A 15,909-nucleotide genomic window follows, 5' to 3' on the forward strand; every position below is an offset into this window, starting at 1 on the left:
CAGGACCAGGGCTCCCCGCAACGCGGCGGGCCCTTCGAGTTCCGCCGCGCGGTCTCAGATGTCCGGCGCCTCGGTTCGGGGCGTTCGGGTGATCGCGATGGAGGCCGCGACGACGCAGGCCATTCCGGCGAGCTGGATGGCCGCGAGGCGCTGGCTGAGGATGAGAAATCCGGCGGTGGCGCCGACGGCCGGTTCGAGGCTCATCAGGATGCCGAACACGGCCGGCTTCATCTTTCTCAGCGCGAGCGTCTCGAGCGAGTACGGGAGGACGGATGAGAGCAGCGCGATGGCGAGTCCGGTCACCAGCGAATGCCAGTGCAGCAGTTCGCCGCCCGCGGTCGCGATGCCGAGCGGCGCGGTGACGAGCGCACTGACCACGATCGCCAGCGCCAGTCCGTCGAGCTGCGCGAACCGTCGCCCGGTCTCCGCGCTGAGGAGGATGTAACAAGCCCAGAGCGCCCCGGCGAGCCCCGCGAACCCGACGCCGAGCCAGTTGACCGCGCTGAGTTCATGACCATTCACCAGTACGACGCCCAGTGCGGCTCCGGCGACGGCGATGAGATCCCGGCGCTTGCGTGACATCGCCGCGGCGAGGCCGAGCGGGCCGATGAATTCGATCGTCACCGCGACGCCGAGCGGGAGGCGCTCCAGTGAGAGGTAGAAGCTGAGGTTCATCAATCCCAACACGATGCCAAAGGCAACCACTGCTGCGACATCCCGCTTGGTTCGTTGCCTCAGTCGTGGCCGGGCGATCACCAGCAGGATCGGCACTGCCAACGCCAGTCGAAGCGAAACGGTGCCCACGGCCCCCAGTCGCTGGATCAGCTGAGCCGCCAACGCCCCACCGAACTGGACGGACACCACCCCACCCAGCACCATGACCGTCGGCGGCACTTGCAACTTACGCACCCCCCGATCACATCACGCCCGTACTACGTGCTTCGCCGCCGCCCACCTCCTGGGACCCGCGCCGGCCACGTAGTACGACAGGATCAGCGGAGATAGGGGGCGATGATGTCGAGAAGAGCCCCGTGCGTTCGTGCGTCGGCGGCTGCGATGAGGCCCGGGCCGGAGTGGACGGGGAGTCCGCGCAGGTCGGTGACGATGCAGCCGGCTGCCTGGCAGAGCGCGATCCCGGCAGTGAAGTGGACGCTGTCGCGGAGGTTGCCGTCGGTCACATAGGCGGCGCGTCGTCCGGCCGCGACCCAAGCGACGGCCAAAGTCGTCGACAAGACGCGCTGGGCGAACGTCTCCCGGAACGTCGGATCGGTCAGCAGCTTCGAGCCGAGAAATCCGCCGTCGGTGATCGGATCGAGATTGACGTCGACCAGTCGCGAGTCCGCCGAGGGCGCCAAGGGCGAGTCGGAGCCATTCCGGCGTACGCGGGCGGTTTCGCCGTCGGTCCAGAAGGTCTCGCCGGACACCGGATCGGCGACCGCGGCGACGTCACCCTGCAGTGCCACGTTGACCGAGAAGAGCGGCGTACCGGCGGCGAAGTTGAGCGTGCCGCACAACGGGTCGACCAACCATCGCCTCGGAGCATCGGCATTGCCGCTCGCGCCGTACTCCTCCCCGACGATCGCATCCTGAGGCCGTGCCCCCTGGATCACCTCGAGAATCGCCTTCTCCGCCGCGAGGTCCGCATCGGTTGCGAAGTCCGTCGCCGACTTCACATGCCGCCCCACCGGAGTGCCGTACTGACTCCGCACCACCGCAGCCCCAGCCTCCACCGCCGCAATCGCCAACTCCACATCAGACCCGCTGTGCTCACCCATATCCCCATCCAACACTTGCGCGAGGCCAGCCGGCGGACACCGCCTACCTGTCGGCGCCTGTGTACCGATCGACAGGAGGTAGCCAATCTCGGGCCTGCCTCCCACGCTCCGCCGCGCCTTCTCCGGCAGGCTTTTGAGGAGCACCTCCTGTCGGTAAGAACAACATCCGAGCGGTCGGCGCACGTACGGCTGCACCTTCAGCCGACCGGTGGCGGATCCGCAGTTCCTTCGGCCAACTGAGCGAGACGTCCTTGAGGGCAGGCGCGGAGCGGGCTGCTTTTCCGGCGTACGGGTTAAGCGCGGAGGGTGTTGAGGCCTTGCCAGAGGAAGGTCATCAAGGTGGTGGCGGTTTGGGTGGGGGAGGGTGGGGCGGGGTGTTTGGTGCGCCAGATGGCGAGGCGTTCGGTGGCGCCGGAGATGGATTGGGCGACGATCTGGATCTCGTCCTCGGTGAAGGCGTGGCCCGCGGGGAGGTTGAGGCGGACCATGGTGGCGATCAGTTCGACGAAGTCGGCGCGGACCTCGTCGGCGGCCTGGGCTGCCGGGCCGGCGGCGAGCATGCCTTCGTCGACGAGGACGGACCAGGCGCGTGGGTGGTCGTCGAGGAACGAGAACCATTCGACGAAGCCGGCCTTCATCGCCTCCTCGGCGTCCGGGGCGGCGAGAACGGCCTCGGAGACGGCGTCGAGGAGCTGGGCGCGCAGGCGGGACAGGCAAGCGAGGAAGAGGCCGTCCTTCGAACCGTAGTACTGGTAGATCAGCGGCTTCGAGACGCCGACCTCGGCGGCGATCTCGTCCATCGAGGTGCCCTGGTAGCCGCGCTCGCCGAAGATCCGCTCGGCCGCGTCCAGGATCTCCCGCTCCCGCGCAGCCCGGTCCCGCCGCCGCTTCGGCGGTACTGCGTGGTCAGTGGTCGAGGTCACTTGCGAAGTCTAACTGACTCCGAGTAACTTACTGGGAGTAACTTGACTCCCGACGCTCGGAGGTTCCCGATGGCGACCGTGCAGGACACCTCGACACATCACCGGATCGTGGTGATCGGGACCGGGTTCGCCGGGATCGGGATGGCGGTCCGGCTGAAGCAGGCCGGGTACGACGACTTCGTCGTACTGGAGCGGGCCAAGGACGTCGGCGGGACCTGGCGGGACAACACGTACCCGGGCTGCCGGTGTGACGTCCCCTCGCATCTCTATTCGTTCTCCTTCGCGCCGAACCCGGACTGGTCGTCGACCTTCTCGCCGCAGCCCGAGATCGAGGAGTACCTCCGCAACGTCACCGACGGCTTCGCGGTCCGCCCGCACATCCGCTTCGAGCACGCGGTCCAGGCGGCGCATTGGGAGGACGGCCACTGGCGGATCCACACCAGCCAGGGCGAGTTCACGGCCGACCTGCTGCTGTCCGGAATGGGGCCGCTGGCCGAGCCGTCGTACCCGAAACTCAAGGGAATCGAGAACTTCGAGGGCGACGTGTTCCACTCCGCGCAGTGGAATCACGATCTCGACCTGAGTGGACGCAAGGTCGCGGTGATCGGGACGGGCGCATCGGCGATCCAGTTCGTGCCGGCGATCCAGCCCGAGGTCGAGGAACTTCACCTGTTCCAGCGGACACCGCCCTGGGTGATGCCGCGGCCGGATCGCCGGATCACCGCGGCGGAGAAGCGGATCTACAAGGCGTTTCCCTTTGTGCAGAAGGCGGTTCGCGCCGGTATCTACTGGTCGCGCGAGTCGCTGGTCCTCGGTTTCGCCAAGCTTCCCGGCATCATGAAGCAGGGTCAGAAAATCGCCGAGCGCCACCTCGCCGAGCAGATCCGCGATCCCGAGTTGCGCGCCAGGCTAACGCCCGACTTCACCCTGGGCTGTAAGCGGGTGCTGATCTCCGACGACTACTACCCGGCCGTCGCGCAGCCGAACGTGGAGGTGGTCACCGAGGCGATCCACGAGGTCACCCCGACCGGCATCGTCACCGACGACGGCGTCAAGCACGAGGTCGACACGATCATCTACGGCACCGGGTTCCGGGTCACCGACCTGCCGGTGATGGACATGCTGCACGGCCGCGACGGGCTGACCCTGCGCGAGGCCTGGAGCAACGGGATGGAAGCACACCTCGGTACGGCGGTCAGCGGCTTCCCCAACTTCTTCCTGCTGATCGGGCCGAACACGGGTCTGGGGCACAGCTCGATGGTGTTCATGATCGAGTCGCAGATCGCCTACATCCTGGACGCGATCAAGACGATGGATGCCGAGGGCATCAAAGAGGTCGAGGTCCGGCCGGAGGTGCAGCGCGAGTTCGTCGACGGCGTCCGCTCGTCGATGCGCAACACGATCTGGACCCGCGGCGGCTGCACCAGCTGGTACCTCGACGCCGAGGGCCGCAACACCACTCTCTGGCCGTCCTTCACCTTCTGGTTCCGCCGGCTGACCAGCCACTTCGACCGCAGTCAGTACCGGACCGCCTAGCAGCCCTTCACTATGTGACATCGATCGTGTTACATTCGATCGGTCACATACCTGGTCGAAGGGTGCGCCGATGATCCCGCTGCACGGCATCGGCGGCCGGGGCGACCTCCCGGTCCCGCTGTGGCTGGCCGTGTACTCGGCCGGCGCGGCCGTGGCGGTGTCGTTCTTCGCCCTCGCCGCCTTCTGGTCCCGCCCACGCTTCGAGCCGGCCGGTCGGTCCGCCGGTACGACGCTCGCCCGGCTGACCGCGATCGTCGATGGGCGGCCGGCCAGGTGGTTGCTCAAGGCAATCGGCCTCGCGGCCCTCATGTTGTTGCTGGCGACCGCTTGGTTCGGCAGTTCCGACCCCTCGCTGAACCCGGCGCCGACCTGGTTGTACGTGTGGATCTGGGTCGGCATCATCCCGGTATCGCTGCTCCTCGGGCCGATCTGGCGGCTCGCCAACCCGCTCCGCACCTTGGCGACGGCGATCCCGCGTACGGCGTACCGGCGACTGCCGCAGGGCATCGAGTACTGGCCGGCTGTTGCTGGGCTCGCCGCGTTCCTCTGGCTGGAGCTCGTCTGTCCGGAGGGCTCGGAGCCGCGAGTGGTTGCGATCTTCGTGACCACCTACGCTGTCGCCAACGTTGCTATGGGCATCGTCTTCGGTCCACGCTGGTTCGCGATCGGCGACAGCTTCGAGGTGTACGCCGAAGTGCTCGCCAAGCTGAGCCCGCTCGGCCGCAACGACCAACATCAACTCGTACTGCGCAACCCGCTCGCCGGGCTGGCCACGATCCCGCAGCAGCCGGGCGTCGTCGGTCTGCTGTGCCTGCTGCTCGGATCCACCGCCTTCGACGGCATCAGCCGATGGTCCGCCTGGACAAGCCGCACCGGCCAACTCAGCCATACCGGGCACCTCGTGGTCTACACGATCGGCCTGATCGCGGCTGTCGCGGTGGTCTCCGGCCTGTTCCTGCTGGCGGCGCGATCCACTGGCACCTCGATGGTGCGACCGGGTGCTGTCGGTGACGCCGGGCTGCCTGGCGCGTTCGTGCACTCGCTGGTGCCGATTGCGATCGGGTACGCCGTGGCGCACTACTTCTCCTTTGCCTTGTTCCAAGGGCAAGCGGGCGTACTGCTGGCGTCCGATCCGTTCGGTCGTGGGTGGGATCTGCTCGGGACCAAGGGGATGCAGATCGACTATGCGTTCCTCGGGACCGGTCTGATCGCCGCGGTACAGATCGGTGCGATCGTGCTCGGCCACATACTCGGGGTGGTGGCCGCTCACGATCGCGCCGCTCAGCTGTTCCGGCGTCGCCAGTTGCGGCGCGCGCAGTACCCGATGCTGGCGGCGATGGTCGCCTTCACCGCCGGCGGGATCGCACTGGTGACGGCCTCATGATCGCCCTGCATATGGGCGGCATCCCCGAAACGGCGATGTTCCTCGGGCCGATCCTGCTCATCATCGCCTTCATCCGCATCGCCCGCCGCAACGAAGCCGAGTCCACCGACGAAGACGACTGGGATGCCGACATCGGCGACCTCGGTGATCCCGGCGAGGCAGCCGACGGTGGCGGGCAGACCGACGGCGCGGCAGATTTCAGCGCGGCTGTGACGGACCTGGCCGGAGCCGCCGAGCGCTCGCGAGCGCCGCGCTGACGGCCGCCGTGCGGCGGCGTCTCCTGACCCGTACGCCGGGCTAGCCGGTGGAGGGCACGGTGTCGGGGGCGACCCCGAGTTCCTCGTAGGCGACGGCTTCGATCTCGCGGCCCATCGCTTCGCGGAAGGCAGCGACCAGGGCCTGGCCGGCCAGCGGGATGATGCCTTCGAGGGTGCGCTGAATCTCCGGCCACCCCTCGGCCGGCAGCCCGGCATCGGCGAACTGGCGCCAGACCGTACTGCGGAACAGTTCGACATAGATCTTCGCGACCGCGTCCGCGTGGTCCAGCAGTTTCGGCAGCATCTCGAAGATCGCGTCCAGTGGGACGCCGAGCTTGATCACCTCGAGGCCGGTGCGGAGCAGATCCGGGTTCGAGATCCGGAGCCGGCCGTCGTCCTGCCGTTCGGCGATGCCGAGGTCGACCAGCTTGGCGATGGTGTCGGGGTTGTGCGGGATGCCGGCCCGCTCGGCCAGTTGCTGCTCGGTGATGACCTCGGGTTCGGCCGGCGTCCACGGGCTGACCAGGGTCTCGAAGACGCCGAGCGCGAGGGCGCCGTCGGGGAGTTCGCTCATCATCCGCTCGACCGCGGCCAGGGTGTAGCCCTTGTCGAGCAGTTCGCGGACCAGCGTGAGCCTGGCCACATGGTCGGCGCCGTAGTACCCGGTGCGGCCGGCCAGCCGGGGCGGCGGGATCAGCCCACGGCCGGCGTACGCGCGGACGTTGCGCACCGTCATGCCCACCTTCGCGGCGAGCTGGTCGATGGTGAGCTCCTCGGTGGCCGGCTCGGCCGGCAGCTGTCCTCCCACCCTTGACAGTCTTCCAGACTCCACGTTACATAGCTTATGTAACATCGCCCATGACATATGCGGATCTGGGCGATGCTCAGCCGATCGAACCCAGGGAGTGCCGAATGACCGTCCCACTGGCGGCCTCGACCGGAACCGCGACGTTCGGCCAGATCGCGATCGTCACCGGCCTGGTGTCCCTCATGTACCTCGCACTCGCCGTGCTGCTGTGGCGGGAACGCACCGGCCGGGTCACGCTGGTAGGGCGTCTCGCGGACACCATCGGGAGACTGGACGGAGTCCCCCGATGGGCTGCGTTGACGCCGTACCTGCATGCCGTCTCGCTGCTGGCCTGCGCCTTCGGCGTCTGGTGGGACATCGCCGTGCACATCGACAGGGGCCGCGACACCGGCCCGTTCGGTACGCCGGCGCACTACCCGATCTTCTTCGGCATCCTCGGCGTGATCATTTCCGGTGTGCTGCCGATCGCGCTGGCTCGCAAGCCGCTGCCGGCCCGGACGATCAAGCTGACCAAAGGCTGGCGGATCCCGTGCAGCGCCGCGCTCGTCACGGTCTGTGGAACGTTCGCGTTGGTCGGCTTTCCCCTGGACGACATGTGGCACCGGTTGTTCGGCGAGGACGTGACGCTCTGGGGACCGACGCACCTGTTGATGATCGGCGGCGTCGTGTTCTCGATCTTCGCCCGGCTGCTCGCTTCTGCGGAGGTGGAGCAACTGGCCGGCCTGAACGTGCGGCGCCGGATCCAGGAGATCGTTGCCGTCGGCGCCTTGCTGATCGCCTGGGACCTGTTCAGCACCGAGTTCAATTACGGCGTACCGCAGTTCCCCTTGATTTTGCAGCCGATCCTGATCGTCTTCGGCGCGGCGCTCGCGTTCACGCTGCTGCGAGCCCGGCGCGGCCCCGGTACGGCGTTCGCCGCGCTCGCCGTGTTCCTCGTCATCCGCGGTGCGATCGCCTGGGCGGTCAACCAGCCGCTCGGTGAGATCCTCGGTCACTTCCCCTTGCTGGTCGCCGAGGCCGCACTGGTCGAGCTCACGGCCTTTGCCCTGGGCAACAAGAACCGCTTCCGGCTCGGCGTCGTCGCGGGTGCGCTGATCGGTACGGTCGGCGTCCTGGTCGAATTCTGGTGGAGCCAGGTCTGGATGCCGATCCACTGGCCGGCCTCGATGATCCCGTCCGCCCTCGGATTCGGCGTGGTCACCGGGATCGGCGCTGGTCTCCTGGGTGCCTGGCTCGCCACCCGGTACGCCGAGGTGGCCGGCGAGGTTCGCGAGACACCTCCCGTACGGCGTACGCATCAACTCGGCGCGCTCGGGCTGGTTGTAGTCGTCGCGACGCTGTTCTTCTGCGTGCCGCGTTCGGCGAATCCGGGCGTGAGCGCCACGGTCTCGCTGGAGCGAGTGGCGACCGGCGCCGAGCCCACGGCGTACGTGACGGTGAAGCTGGATCCCGCCGATGCGGCCGACGGGGCGCGCTGGTTCCAGGCGCTGGCCTGGCAAGGTGGCGGGTCGATGACGCATCCGATGAAGAAGATTGCCGAGGGCACCTATCGGTCGACGGATCCATTGCCGATGTACGGAAAGTGGAAGTCGATGGTGCGGTTGCACCAGGGTCCGCGGGATCTGGTCGCGATGTGGGTCTACGCGCCGGAGGATGCCAAGATCGAGAAGCCTGCCGTGCAGGTGTCGGACGGACAGAAGGTCGACTTCATCGGCGAGCAGCAGGTGCTGCGGCGCGAGGAGCGGACCGACGTACCGCGCTGGATGTGGAACGGCGGCTATGCGCTGCTCGCGGTGGTCGGGTCGCTGGAGGTGGCGGGGATCGCCTGGCTGGTGGGTCGTGGCGCTCGTGGTGGGCGGCTGCGGGCTGCGCACTTGCTTGCGCAGGGCAACAAGCGTGAGAAGGAGACCGCATGAGACTGGGCAGCGGCGGTTCGGGGCTCGCAGGGGACGTCCCGGCCGCCGTTGCTCGTAAGGTGGTGGAGCTATGACTGTTCAAGCTGAACGGACCGGGGTGGTCACGCCCGACGGGGTCCGGTTGCATGTTGAGAGCACTGGTTCGCCGGACGCGCCGGTGACGGTCGTGTTGGTGCACGGGTGGACCTGTTCGGTGCGGAGCTGGCATCACCAGTTGAGCGGGCTGCCGCAGGTGCTCGGGCCATCCGCCGTACGGGTGGTGGCTTACGACCATCGCGGGCATGGACGGTCCGCGGCGGCGCCGGCCGGGTCGACGCGGATTTCCCAGCTGGCTGACGATTTTCTTGCGGTCCTGGATTCCGTTGTGGGTGAAGGACCGGTGGTTTATGCCGGGCACTCGATGGGCGGGATGACGTTGATGGCGCTGGCCGATCGGCGACCGGAGTTGTTCGGCTCGCGGATCAAGGCGGCGGCGCTGGTCAGCACCTCGTCGGGCCAGATCTCGTCCCGCGCCTTCGGACTGCCGGCCCGCTTCGACGGTGTGGCGGCCGTGGTCGCACCGCGCGCGATGCACCTGGCCGGCGAGCGAATGGAACGCCGCGCCCAGCGGCGTACGGCGGCGGAGACTGCTGAGGCGGTTGAGGCGGTTGAGGCGGTCGGAGCGGTGGAGGCGGAGACGCGGCAGCGCGCGGTACGGGCGTTGTTGCGGGAGTTGGGGCCGGGGTTGCGGCGGCCGGCGGTTCGGCGGTTGGTGTTCGGGAAGAAGGTCGATCCGGCCGAGGTGGAGATCCTGTTGGCGGACCTGGAGGCGACGCCCGGTCGTTCGTACAGCGGCTTCTTCGAGGCGATCACGCAACACGACCTCGGGCACGCGCTGGAGGTTCTGTCGGACATCCCGGTCGAGATCATGCATGGCACCCGGGATCGCCTGCTCCCGCCACGCCACGCGAACCGGATGGCCGAACTGCTCCCGAGCGCGCGGCTGTGGATGTACCCCGGCGCCGGCCACATGCTCATGCAGGAACGCCCCCGAGACGTCACCCACCGCCTCGCGTCGCTCGCCCGGAAGGCTCGGGAACTCTGACCTTGGGGGGAGGCGGACGCCCAGGCCATCAGTAAGCCGGTTTCTGTGCCTCGCCCCGACGCTCGCCCGCCTGGCGCCGGGTGAGCGCGGCGAGTACTGATGGCCTGGCGGTCCGCCGTGATGCGCACCACCGACGATCCGGGGCCGAACGCCTAGGGTGGCGGGGTGCAGAACCTCCTCTCGGATCTTGTGGTCGTCGATCTCACTCGGGCGCTGGCCGGGCCGCAGGCGGCGATGATGCTGGGGGATCTCGGGGCCCGGGTGATCAAGGTGGAGACGCCGGCCGGGGGTGACGACAGTCGCGGCTGGGGGCCGCCGTTCGTCGGGGCGGAGGACGAGCGGGAGTCGACGTACTTCCTGTCGGCGAACCGGAACAAGGAGTCCGTCACCGCCGATCTGAAGTCGGCCGAGGGCAAGGAGTTCCTGACCAAACTGGTGCGGCGGGCCGACGTACTGGTGGAGAACTTCCGGGCCGGCGTGCTGGATCGGCTCGGGTTCTCCACCGAGCGATTGCACGCGCTGAATCCGCGGCTGGTGATCTTGTCGATCACCGGGTTCGGGCACGACGGGCCGGATGGCGGGCGGGCCGGGTACGACCAGATCGCGCAGGGTGAGGGCGGTTTGATGAGCATCACCGGTGCGGTCGAACCGACCAAGGTCGGCGTGCCGATCGCGGATCTGCTGGCGGGGATGTACGGCGCTTACGGGGTGCTGGCCGCGTTGCACGAGCGCGACATCACCGGCAAGGGCCGAGTGGTTCGGACCAGTTTGCTGGCGTCGGTGGTCGGAGTGCACGCGTTCCACGGGACGAAGTGGACGGTCGCGGGGCAGTTGCCGGAGCGGGTGGGGAATCACCACGCGCAGATCGCGCCGTACGGGATGTATCGCACGCGGGACGACATCGTGCAGGTCGCGGTCGGTAGCGAGGGCCAATGGCGGACGTTCGCACCCGTGGTCGGCCTCGATCCGGCCGATCCGCGGTTCGCGGTCAACTCTGCCCGGGTGGCGCATCGCGACGAGCTGACGGCGGCGATCGAGGCTGCGTTCGCCGTGGAGTCGGCGGATGTCTGGCTGGAGCGGCTGGCGGCTGTCGGGATTCCGGCGGGGAAGGTGCGCGATTTCCAGCAGGTGTACGAGTGGGAGCAGACGCGTTCGCAAGGTCTGCTCATCGACGTCGACCACCCGACCCTCGGCCGGATCCAGCTCCCCGGTCCGCCGCTGCGCTTCGACGACAACCCGTACGCCGGCGCGCGCGAAACGAACCTCCCGCCACCTCGCCTGGGCGAACACAACGCCTCCGTCCAAGCCTGGCTGGACGAAGACGCCTGAGACACCCCAGCCGCCTTTCCATCGTGGTGGAACAGGTGTTGGCCGAGGGCTGTCCGGCCTAGGCTCGTTGCGGGTCGAGCGGCGCAAGCGGTTGGTGGTCTCGATCCAGCGTTCGGTGGGGGTCAGGGGTTGACGGGTCGCGGAGCACAGGTCTAGCGTCCGGGAAATCGATTACTCGCCCGATCGCGGAGGTGTCATGGCCGAGGTCGCCGCGCTGGTCCGGATGTCGGGGATCGGCAAGCGATACGGCGGCGTTCACGCCTGCCGGGAGATCGACTTCACGCTGGGTGCGGGCGAGGTACACGCGTTGCTGGGCGAGAACGGCGCCGGCAAGAGCACGCTGATGAAGATCCTGTCCGGCGACGTCACCGACTACGACGGCCGGATCGAGCTCGACGGCGAACCGGTCACCTTCGCCGGCCCGACCGACGCGCAGGCCCGGGGGATCGCGATGATCCACCAGGAACTCGACCTGGTGCCCGGGCTGTCGGTCGCCGACAACATCTTCCTCGGCCGCGAGCTCCGCACCCCCTGGCGTACGGTCGACCGCCGCCGGATGGAACGCGAAGCCCGCGCCTTGCTCGAACGCAGCGGCGTCCACCTCGATCCCCGCCGCCCGGTCGGCGAGTTGCGCGTCGGCGAGCAGCAACTCGTCACCATCGCCAAGGCGATCTCGCTCGACGCGCGAGTGCTGATCATGGACGAGCCGACCTCCGCGCTCACCACCACCGAGGTCGAGCGCCTCTTCGTGGTGATCCGCGAACTGCGCCGCAGCGGTGTCGGCATCGTCTACATCTCGCACCGGATGGAGGAGATCGCCCAGGTCGCGGACCGCGCGACCGTACTGCGCAACGGGCAGTTCGTCACCAGCTTCGACCCCCGCAAACTCACCACCGCCGAGGTCGTCGAGGCGATGGTCGGCCGCCCGGTGCAAACCATGTTCACCACGCCCGAGACCGCCACGGGGGACGAACTGCTCCGCGTCGAGAATCTCGCGATCAAGCCGCGCCGCCCCCGCCCTGGCCGGCGCGACCCCGACGGCATCTCCCTGTCAGTGCGCGCCGGTGAGATCGTCGGCCTCGCCGGACTGCTCGGCGCCGGCCGGACCGAGCTGCTCGAGACCCTGTACGGCGTGGCGCCGGGCGGGGCGCGTTCGGGGCGGATCGTCCTGCAGGGCAAGGAGATCCAGCCTCGCGGGCCCCGGCATGCGTTGAGTCACGGGATCGGGTTCGTCCCCGAGGACCGGCGAGCTTCGGGGCTGGTGCTGTTCCACTCGATCCTGGCGAACACGGTGGTGTCGAGCCTGCCGGCGTACGGGCGGTTGGGGGTGATCGCGCGTCGCCTGGAGCGCGCGGCGTCGATCCGGATGGCGGACCGGCTGCGGCTGAAGTTCGGCCGACTGCAGGACGACGTCGGCACCTTGTCGGGCGGGAACCAGCAGAAGGTCGTCTTCGCGCGGATGTTGCTGACCGAGCCGAAGCTGCTGCTGCTCGACGAACCGACCCGCGGCGTCGACATCGGCGCGAAGGCCGAGATCTACCGGCTGCTGGGCGAATTGGCCGGCCAGGGCATCGGCGTACTGCTCGCGTCGTCGGAACTGCCCGAACTGGTCGGCGTCTGCGACCGGGTCGTCGTACTGCGGGACGGTCGCGACGTGGCCTCGTTCAGTACTGCGGATTCGGGCGAAGGGGATCTGCTCGCTGCCGCGATGGGAGAGAGCGCTGTGTTCGAAGAGGTCGGAGGGCCGCAGTGACAAACGCACAGGACAAGCCGGTAGCCGCCGAGCGGTCTGTCGAGGTCGTCGGGGAGCCGACGGCGATCGCGGAGAGTTCTGGTGGCGTGGTTGCGACGCTGTTCCGGTTCCAGAGCGTGTTCGGGCTGCTGGCGGTGTTCGTTGCCGCGATCATCTTTTCGCCCCGGCGCGACGGCGCGATCCTCTTCGTCAGTGCGGACAACCTGGCGAACGTCGTCCGGGCGGTCTCGGAGATCGGCATCATCGCGGTCGGGATGACGTTCGTGATCCTGATCGGCGGGATCGACCTGTCCGTCGGCGCGGTGCTCGGCCTGGCGGCGGTCGGGTCCGCGGTGCTGATGGTCGAGAGCGACTGGGGCCTCCTGCCGTCCGTAGTACTGGTGCTTGCCGTCGGGCTGGTTTTCGGTGCTCTGCAAGGGATCGCGACGGCGATGATCGGAATCCAGTCGTTCATCGTGACGTTGGCCGGGTTGCAGATCGCCAGGGGACTGGCCCGGATCTGGTCCGATGGGCAAGGCATTGCGATTGCCTATGGCAACGGTCCGCACGAGGCGCCGGACTCCTTCGCGATCCTGGGTGAGCGGACGTTCGGTGGGCTGGTTCCGATTCCGGTGCTGATCTTCGCCGTCGTCGCGGTCGCGGCCGTGATGTTTCTCCGAGTGAGCGCGTTCTCCCGCCATCTGTACGCCGTGGGTGGCAACGAGAAGGCGGCCCGGCTGTCCGGCGTACCGGTGGTTCGGGTGAAGGTCGCCGTCTTCGCGATCTGCGGGCTGCTCGCGGCGCTGGCGGGGATCGTGCACGCCGTCCAGCTCAACCAGGGCAGCCCGAACGACGGTCAGGGGTACGAACTCGACGCGATCGCCGCGGTGGTGATCGGCGGCACCAGCCTGGCCGGCGGCAGGGGGTCCGTCGCGGGAACGGTGGCCGGCGCGCTGCTCCTCGGCGTACTGAACAACATCCTTGCCCTGAACAACATCGACTCCAACATCCAGCTGCTGATCAAGGGACTCGTGATCGTCGCCGCAGCCGCGCTGCAACGACTCCGCCCCACCTCCTGAAAGGCTCGTCATGCGAAACCTGAAACTGCCCCTGGCCGCCGCGGCCGTCCTTGCCCTCGTGCTGGCCGGCTGTGGGACCACCAACGAACGCACGTCCGACAACCCGCAGGCCGCCAGCTCCAAGAAGTGCAAAGGTGCCGACGGCAAGTATGTGATCGGGATGAGCCAGGCGAACGTCGCCGAGCCGTACCGGCAGCGGATGGACGACGACATCAAGGCCGCCGCGAAGGACGTGCCGCAGTTCGAGGTGAAGTTCGCCGACGCGGCCCAGGACAACGCCAAGCAGGTCGCCGATGTGGAGAACTACATCACCCAGCAGGTCGACCTGCTGATCATCAGCCCCAACGAGGCCAAGCCGCTGACCGCGGTGGTCAAGAAGGCGTACGACAAGGGCATCCCGGTGCTGGTGCTGGACCGCAAGGTCGAGGGCGACGCGTACACCGGCTTCATCGGCGGCGACAACGTCGAGATCGGTACCCAGGCCGGCAAGTACATCGCCGAGAAGCTCCTGCCGAACGGCGGCAACGTGGTCGAACTGAAGGGCCTGGCCGGCGCTACACCGCAAGCCGAGCGGCACGAGGGTTTCCTGGCGGGGATCAAGGAGAATCCGAAGGTCAAGGTGATCGCGGCCGCGAGTGGCGACTGGCTGCGGGAGAAGGGCCAGGCGCAGATGGACGCGCTCCTGAAGGCCAACCCGAAGATCGACGTCGTCTTCTCCCACAACGACCCGATGGCCGAAGGCGCGTACCTGGCCGCCAAGGCGGTCGGCCGCGAGAAGGAGATGAAGTTCACCGGCATCGACGCCCTGCCGATCCCGTCCGGCGGCATCAAAGCAGTCGAACAGGGCCGCCTGAGTGCCACCTTCACCTACCCGACCAACGGCAAGGAAGCCATCGCCGCCGCCAAGAAACTCCTGATCGACTGCGGCACCATCGAAAAGACCCAAACGCTCCACACCCGCCTCATCGACAAGTCCAACGCAACCCAGATCTACGCCGAGGAAAACCCGAACGGCTGACACCAGCTAGTACCCCGTCCACGCAGCTCCCGCGTCGCACTCCGCTGCTGCGACGTAGGAGTCGCGTGGGCGGGTTTACCTGCGGGAGCTGCCGCGTTCTATCAGGCGTGCGCCGAGGGTGGTGGTTGTGGGTGGGCGGGTGTTGTCGGATATTCTTGCCAAGAGCAACCTTGCAGCGACGGTGCCGATTTCGTAGGCCGGTTGGGCGACGACTGACAGAGGTGGGTCTACGAGTTCGGCCCAGGGGGCGTCGTCGAAGGCGACCAGGCCGACGTCGTGGCCCGGGCGGATGCCGTGTTCTTGAAGGGCACGCAGTACGCCGACTGCCATGGCGCTGTTGGCGATCAGCAGCGCATCGGGCGGCTCCGGCTGGCCGAGCAATTCGACGGCGGCGCGGTGGGCGCCGGTTGCCTTGTACTCCGTGCGGCGTACCAGCTTCGTCGTACTGCGCCGCTTCGCGGACTTGAGCGCATCCCGGTAGCCCGCGAGCCGGTCGTCGGCCGTACGGACTCCGGATGGCCCGGTGATGCACCCGATGCGTTCGTAGCCCTGGGCAACGAGGTGGGCGGTGGCCTGGCGAGCGGCGACGCGAGTGTCGACGAGGACGAGGTCGCTCTCCTGGGAGGGCAGCGGCCGGTCGACGGCGACGAACGGCGTACCACGGTCCGCCAGCTTGCCGACCGACGATGTCGTCGCGGTGGGGGAGAGGATGACGCCGGCGACACGCTCCTGGATCGCGATGTCGATGTAGCGGTTCTCCTTCTCGGCGCTCTCGTCGGAGTTGCAGAGGACCACCGAGTAGCCGACCTCGTGCGCGACGTCCTCGACGCCGCGGGCGATCGCGGTGAAGAACGGGTTCTCCACGTCGGAGATGATCAGCGCGACCACGGCGGCCTCTTGACGGCGCAGGTTCCGGGCCGGGCCGTTCGGTTGGTAGCCGAGTTCGTCGGCGGCCTTCTGCACCCTCGCGACCAGTTCGCGGTCGACCGTGGACTTGCCGTTCAGAGCCCGTGACACGGTGGCCGTCGAAACCCCTGCCCGGGCCGCGACATCGCTGATCCGTGCCAC

The 15,909-nt window shown here is 68.2% G+C and carries 14 protein-coding genes; 9 read left to right on the forward strand and 5 right to left on the reverse strand.

Going from position 1 to position 15,909, the window contains the following annotated elements:
* Nucleotides 1-54: 54 nt before the first annotated feature.
* The 3 genes from DIZ26_RS28695 to DIZ26_RS28705 all read right to left on the reverse strand — a co-directional run bounded on the left by DIZ26_RS28695 (nucleotide 55) and on the right by DIZ26_RS28705 (nucleotide 2,698).
* The gene (locus DIZ26_RS28695) at nucleotides 55-909 is read right to left on the reverse strand and encodes an EamA family transporter (protein ID WP_112247024.1); all 855 of its coding nucleotides are present in this window, start codon (nucleotides 907-909) and stop codon (nucleotides 55-57) included.
* Nucleotides 910-992: 83 nt separating this feature from the next.
* A complete protein-coding gene (locus tag DIZ26_RS28700; protein WP_112247026.1) occupies nucleotides 993-1,775 on the reverse strand; it encodes an inositol monophosphatase family protein in 783 nt (260 codons plus the stop codon).
* A 293-nt stretch (nucleotides 1,776-2,068) separates the two neighbouring features.
* A complete protein-coding gene (locus DIZ26_RS28705; protein ID WP_112247028.1) occupies nucleotides 2,069-2,698 on the reverse strand; it encodes a TetR/AcrR family transcriptional regulator in 630 nt (209 codons plus the stop codon).
* A gap of 69 nt (nucleotides 2,699-2,767) precedes the next feature.
* On the opposite strand from DIZ26_RS28705, the gene DIZ26_RS28710 reads away from it, so the two are divergent.
* From DIZ26_RS28710 to DIZ26_RS28720, 3 genes are all read left to right on the forward strand, one after another.
* Complete coding sequence (locus DIZ26_RS28710; RefSeq protein WP_112247030.1) at nucleotides 2,768-4,234, forward strand: flavin-containing monooxygenase; 1,467 nt, start codon at nucleotides 2,768-2,770, stop codon at nucleotides 4,232-4,234.
* Between the two features lie 70 nt (nucleotides 4,235-4,304).
* Complete coding sequence (locus tag DIZ26_RS28715) at nucleotides 4,305-5,618, forward strand: hypothetical protein (RefSeq protein ID WP_112247032.1); 1,314 nt, start codon at nucleotides 4,305-4,307, stop codon at nucleotides 5,616-5,618.
* A complete protein-coding gene (locus DIZ26_RS28720; RefSeq protein WP_157979839.1) occupies nucleotides 5,615-5,875 on the forward strand; it encodes a hypothetical protein in 261 nt (86 codons plus the stop codon). The genes DIZ26_RS28715 and DIZ26_RS28720 overlap by 4 nt, the downstream gene beginning before the upstream one ends.
* 40 nt (nucleotides 5,876-5,915) lie before the next feature.
* Here DIZ26_RS28720 and DIZ26_RS28725 read toward each other — a convergent pair whose 3' ends face one another.
* The gene (locus tag DIZ26_RS28725; protein ID WP_232828658.1) at nucleotides 5,916-6,683 is read right to left on the reverse strand and encodes a MerR family transcriptional regulator; all 768 of its coding nucleotides are present in this window, start codon (nucleotides 6,681-6,683) and stop codon (nucleotides 5,916-5,918) included.
* A gap of 104 nt (nucleotides 6,684-6,787) precedes the next feature.
* Here DIZ26_RS28725 and DIZ26_RS28730 point away from each other — a divergent pair, with 104 nt between their 5' ends.
* The 6 genes from DIZ26_RS28730 (at nucleotide 6,788) to DIZ26_RS28755 (ending at nucleotide 14,841) form a co-directional block, all read left to right on the forward strand.
* On the forward strand, nucleotides 6,788-8,599 hold the full coding sequence (locus tag DIZ26_RS28730; RefSeq protein ID WP_112247037.1) for a hypothetical protein: 1,812 nt from the start codon (nucleotides 6,788-6,790) through the stop codon (nucleotides 8,597-8,599).
* Nucleotides 8,600-8,669: 70 nt separating this feature from the next.
* A complete protein-coding gene (locus DIZ26_RS28735; RefSeq protein WP_112247039.1) occupies nucleotides 8,670-9,683 on the forward strand; it encodes an alpha/beta fold hydrolase in 1,014 nt (337 codons plus the stop codon).
* A 165-nt stretch (nucleotides 9,684-9,848) separates the two neighbouring features.
* Entirely contained in the window at nucleotides 9,849-11,012 is a 1,164-nt protein-coding gene (locus tag DIZ26_RS28740; RefSeq protein ID WP_112247041.1) for a CaiB/BaiF CoA transferase family protein, read from the forward strand.
* Nucleotides 11,013-11,208: 196 nt separating this feature from the next.
* The gene (locus DIZ26_RS28745) at nucleotides 11,209-12,765 is read left to right on the forward strand and encodes a sugar ABC transporter ATP-binding protein (RefSeq protein ID WP_112247043.1); all 1,557 of its coding nucleotides are present in this window, start codon (nucleotides 11,209-11,211) and stop codon (nucleotides 12,763-12,765) included.
* Nucleotides 12,762-13,823 (forward strand): ABC transporter permease, encoded by a 1,062-nt coding sequence (locus DIZ26_RS28750; RefSeq protein ID WP_232828659.1) that lies wholly within the window; start codon nucleotides 12,762-12,764, stop codon nucleotides 13,821-13,823. The genes DIZ26_RS28745 and DIZ26_RS28750 overlap by 4 nt, the downstream gene beginning before the upstream one ends.
* A gap of 10 nt (nucleotides 13,824-13,833) precedes the next feature.
* On the forward strand, nucleotides 13,834-14,841 hold the full coding sequence (locus DIZ26_RS28755; RefSeq protein ID WP_112247045.1) for a substrate-binding domain-containing protein: 1,008 nt from the start codon (nucleotides 13,834-13,836) through the stop codon (nucleotides 14,839-14,841).
* Between the two features lie 75 nt (nucleotides 14,842-14,916).
* Here the strand turns inward: DIZ26_RS28755 and DIZ26_RS28760 are convergent, their stop codons facing one another.
* On the reverse strand, nucleotides 14,917-15,909 hold the full coding sequence (locus tag DIZ26_RS28760) for a LacI family DNA-binding transcriptional regulator (RefSeq protein ID WP_112247047.1): 993 nt from the start codon (nucleotides 15,907-15,909) through the stop codon (nucleotides 14,917-14,919).

It is taken from the genome of Kribbella monticola (genome assembly GCF_003261635.1).
In the GTDB taxonomy this organism is placed as follows: domain Bacteria; phylum Actinomycetota; class Actinomycetes; order Propionibacteriales; family Kribbellaceae; genus Kribbella; species Kribbella monticola.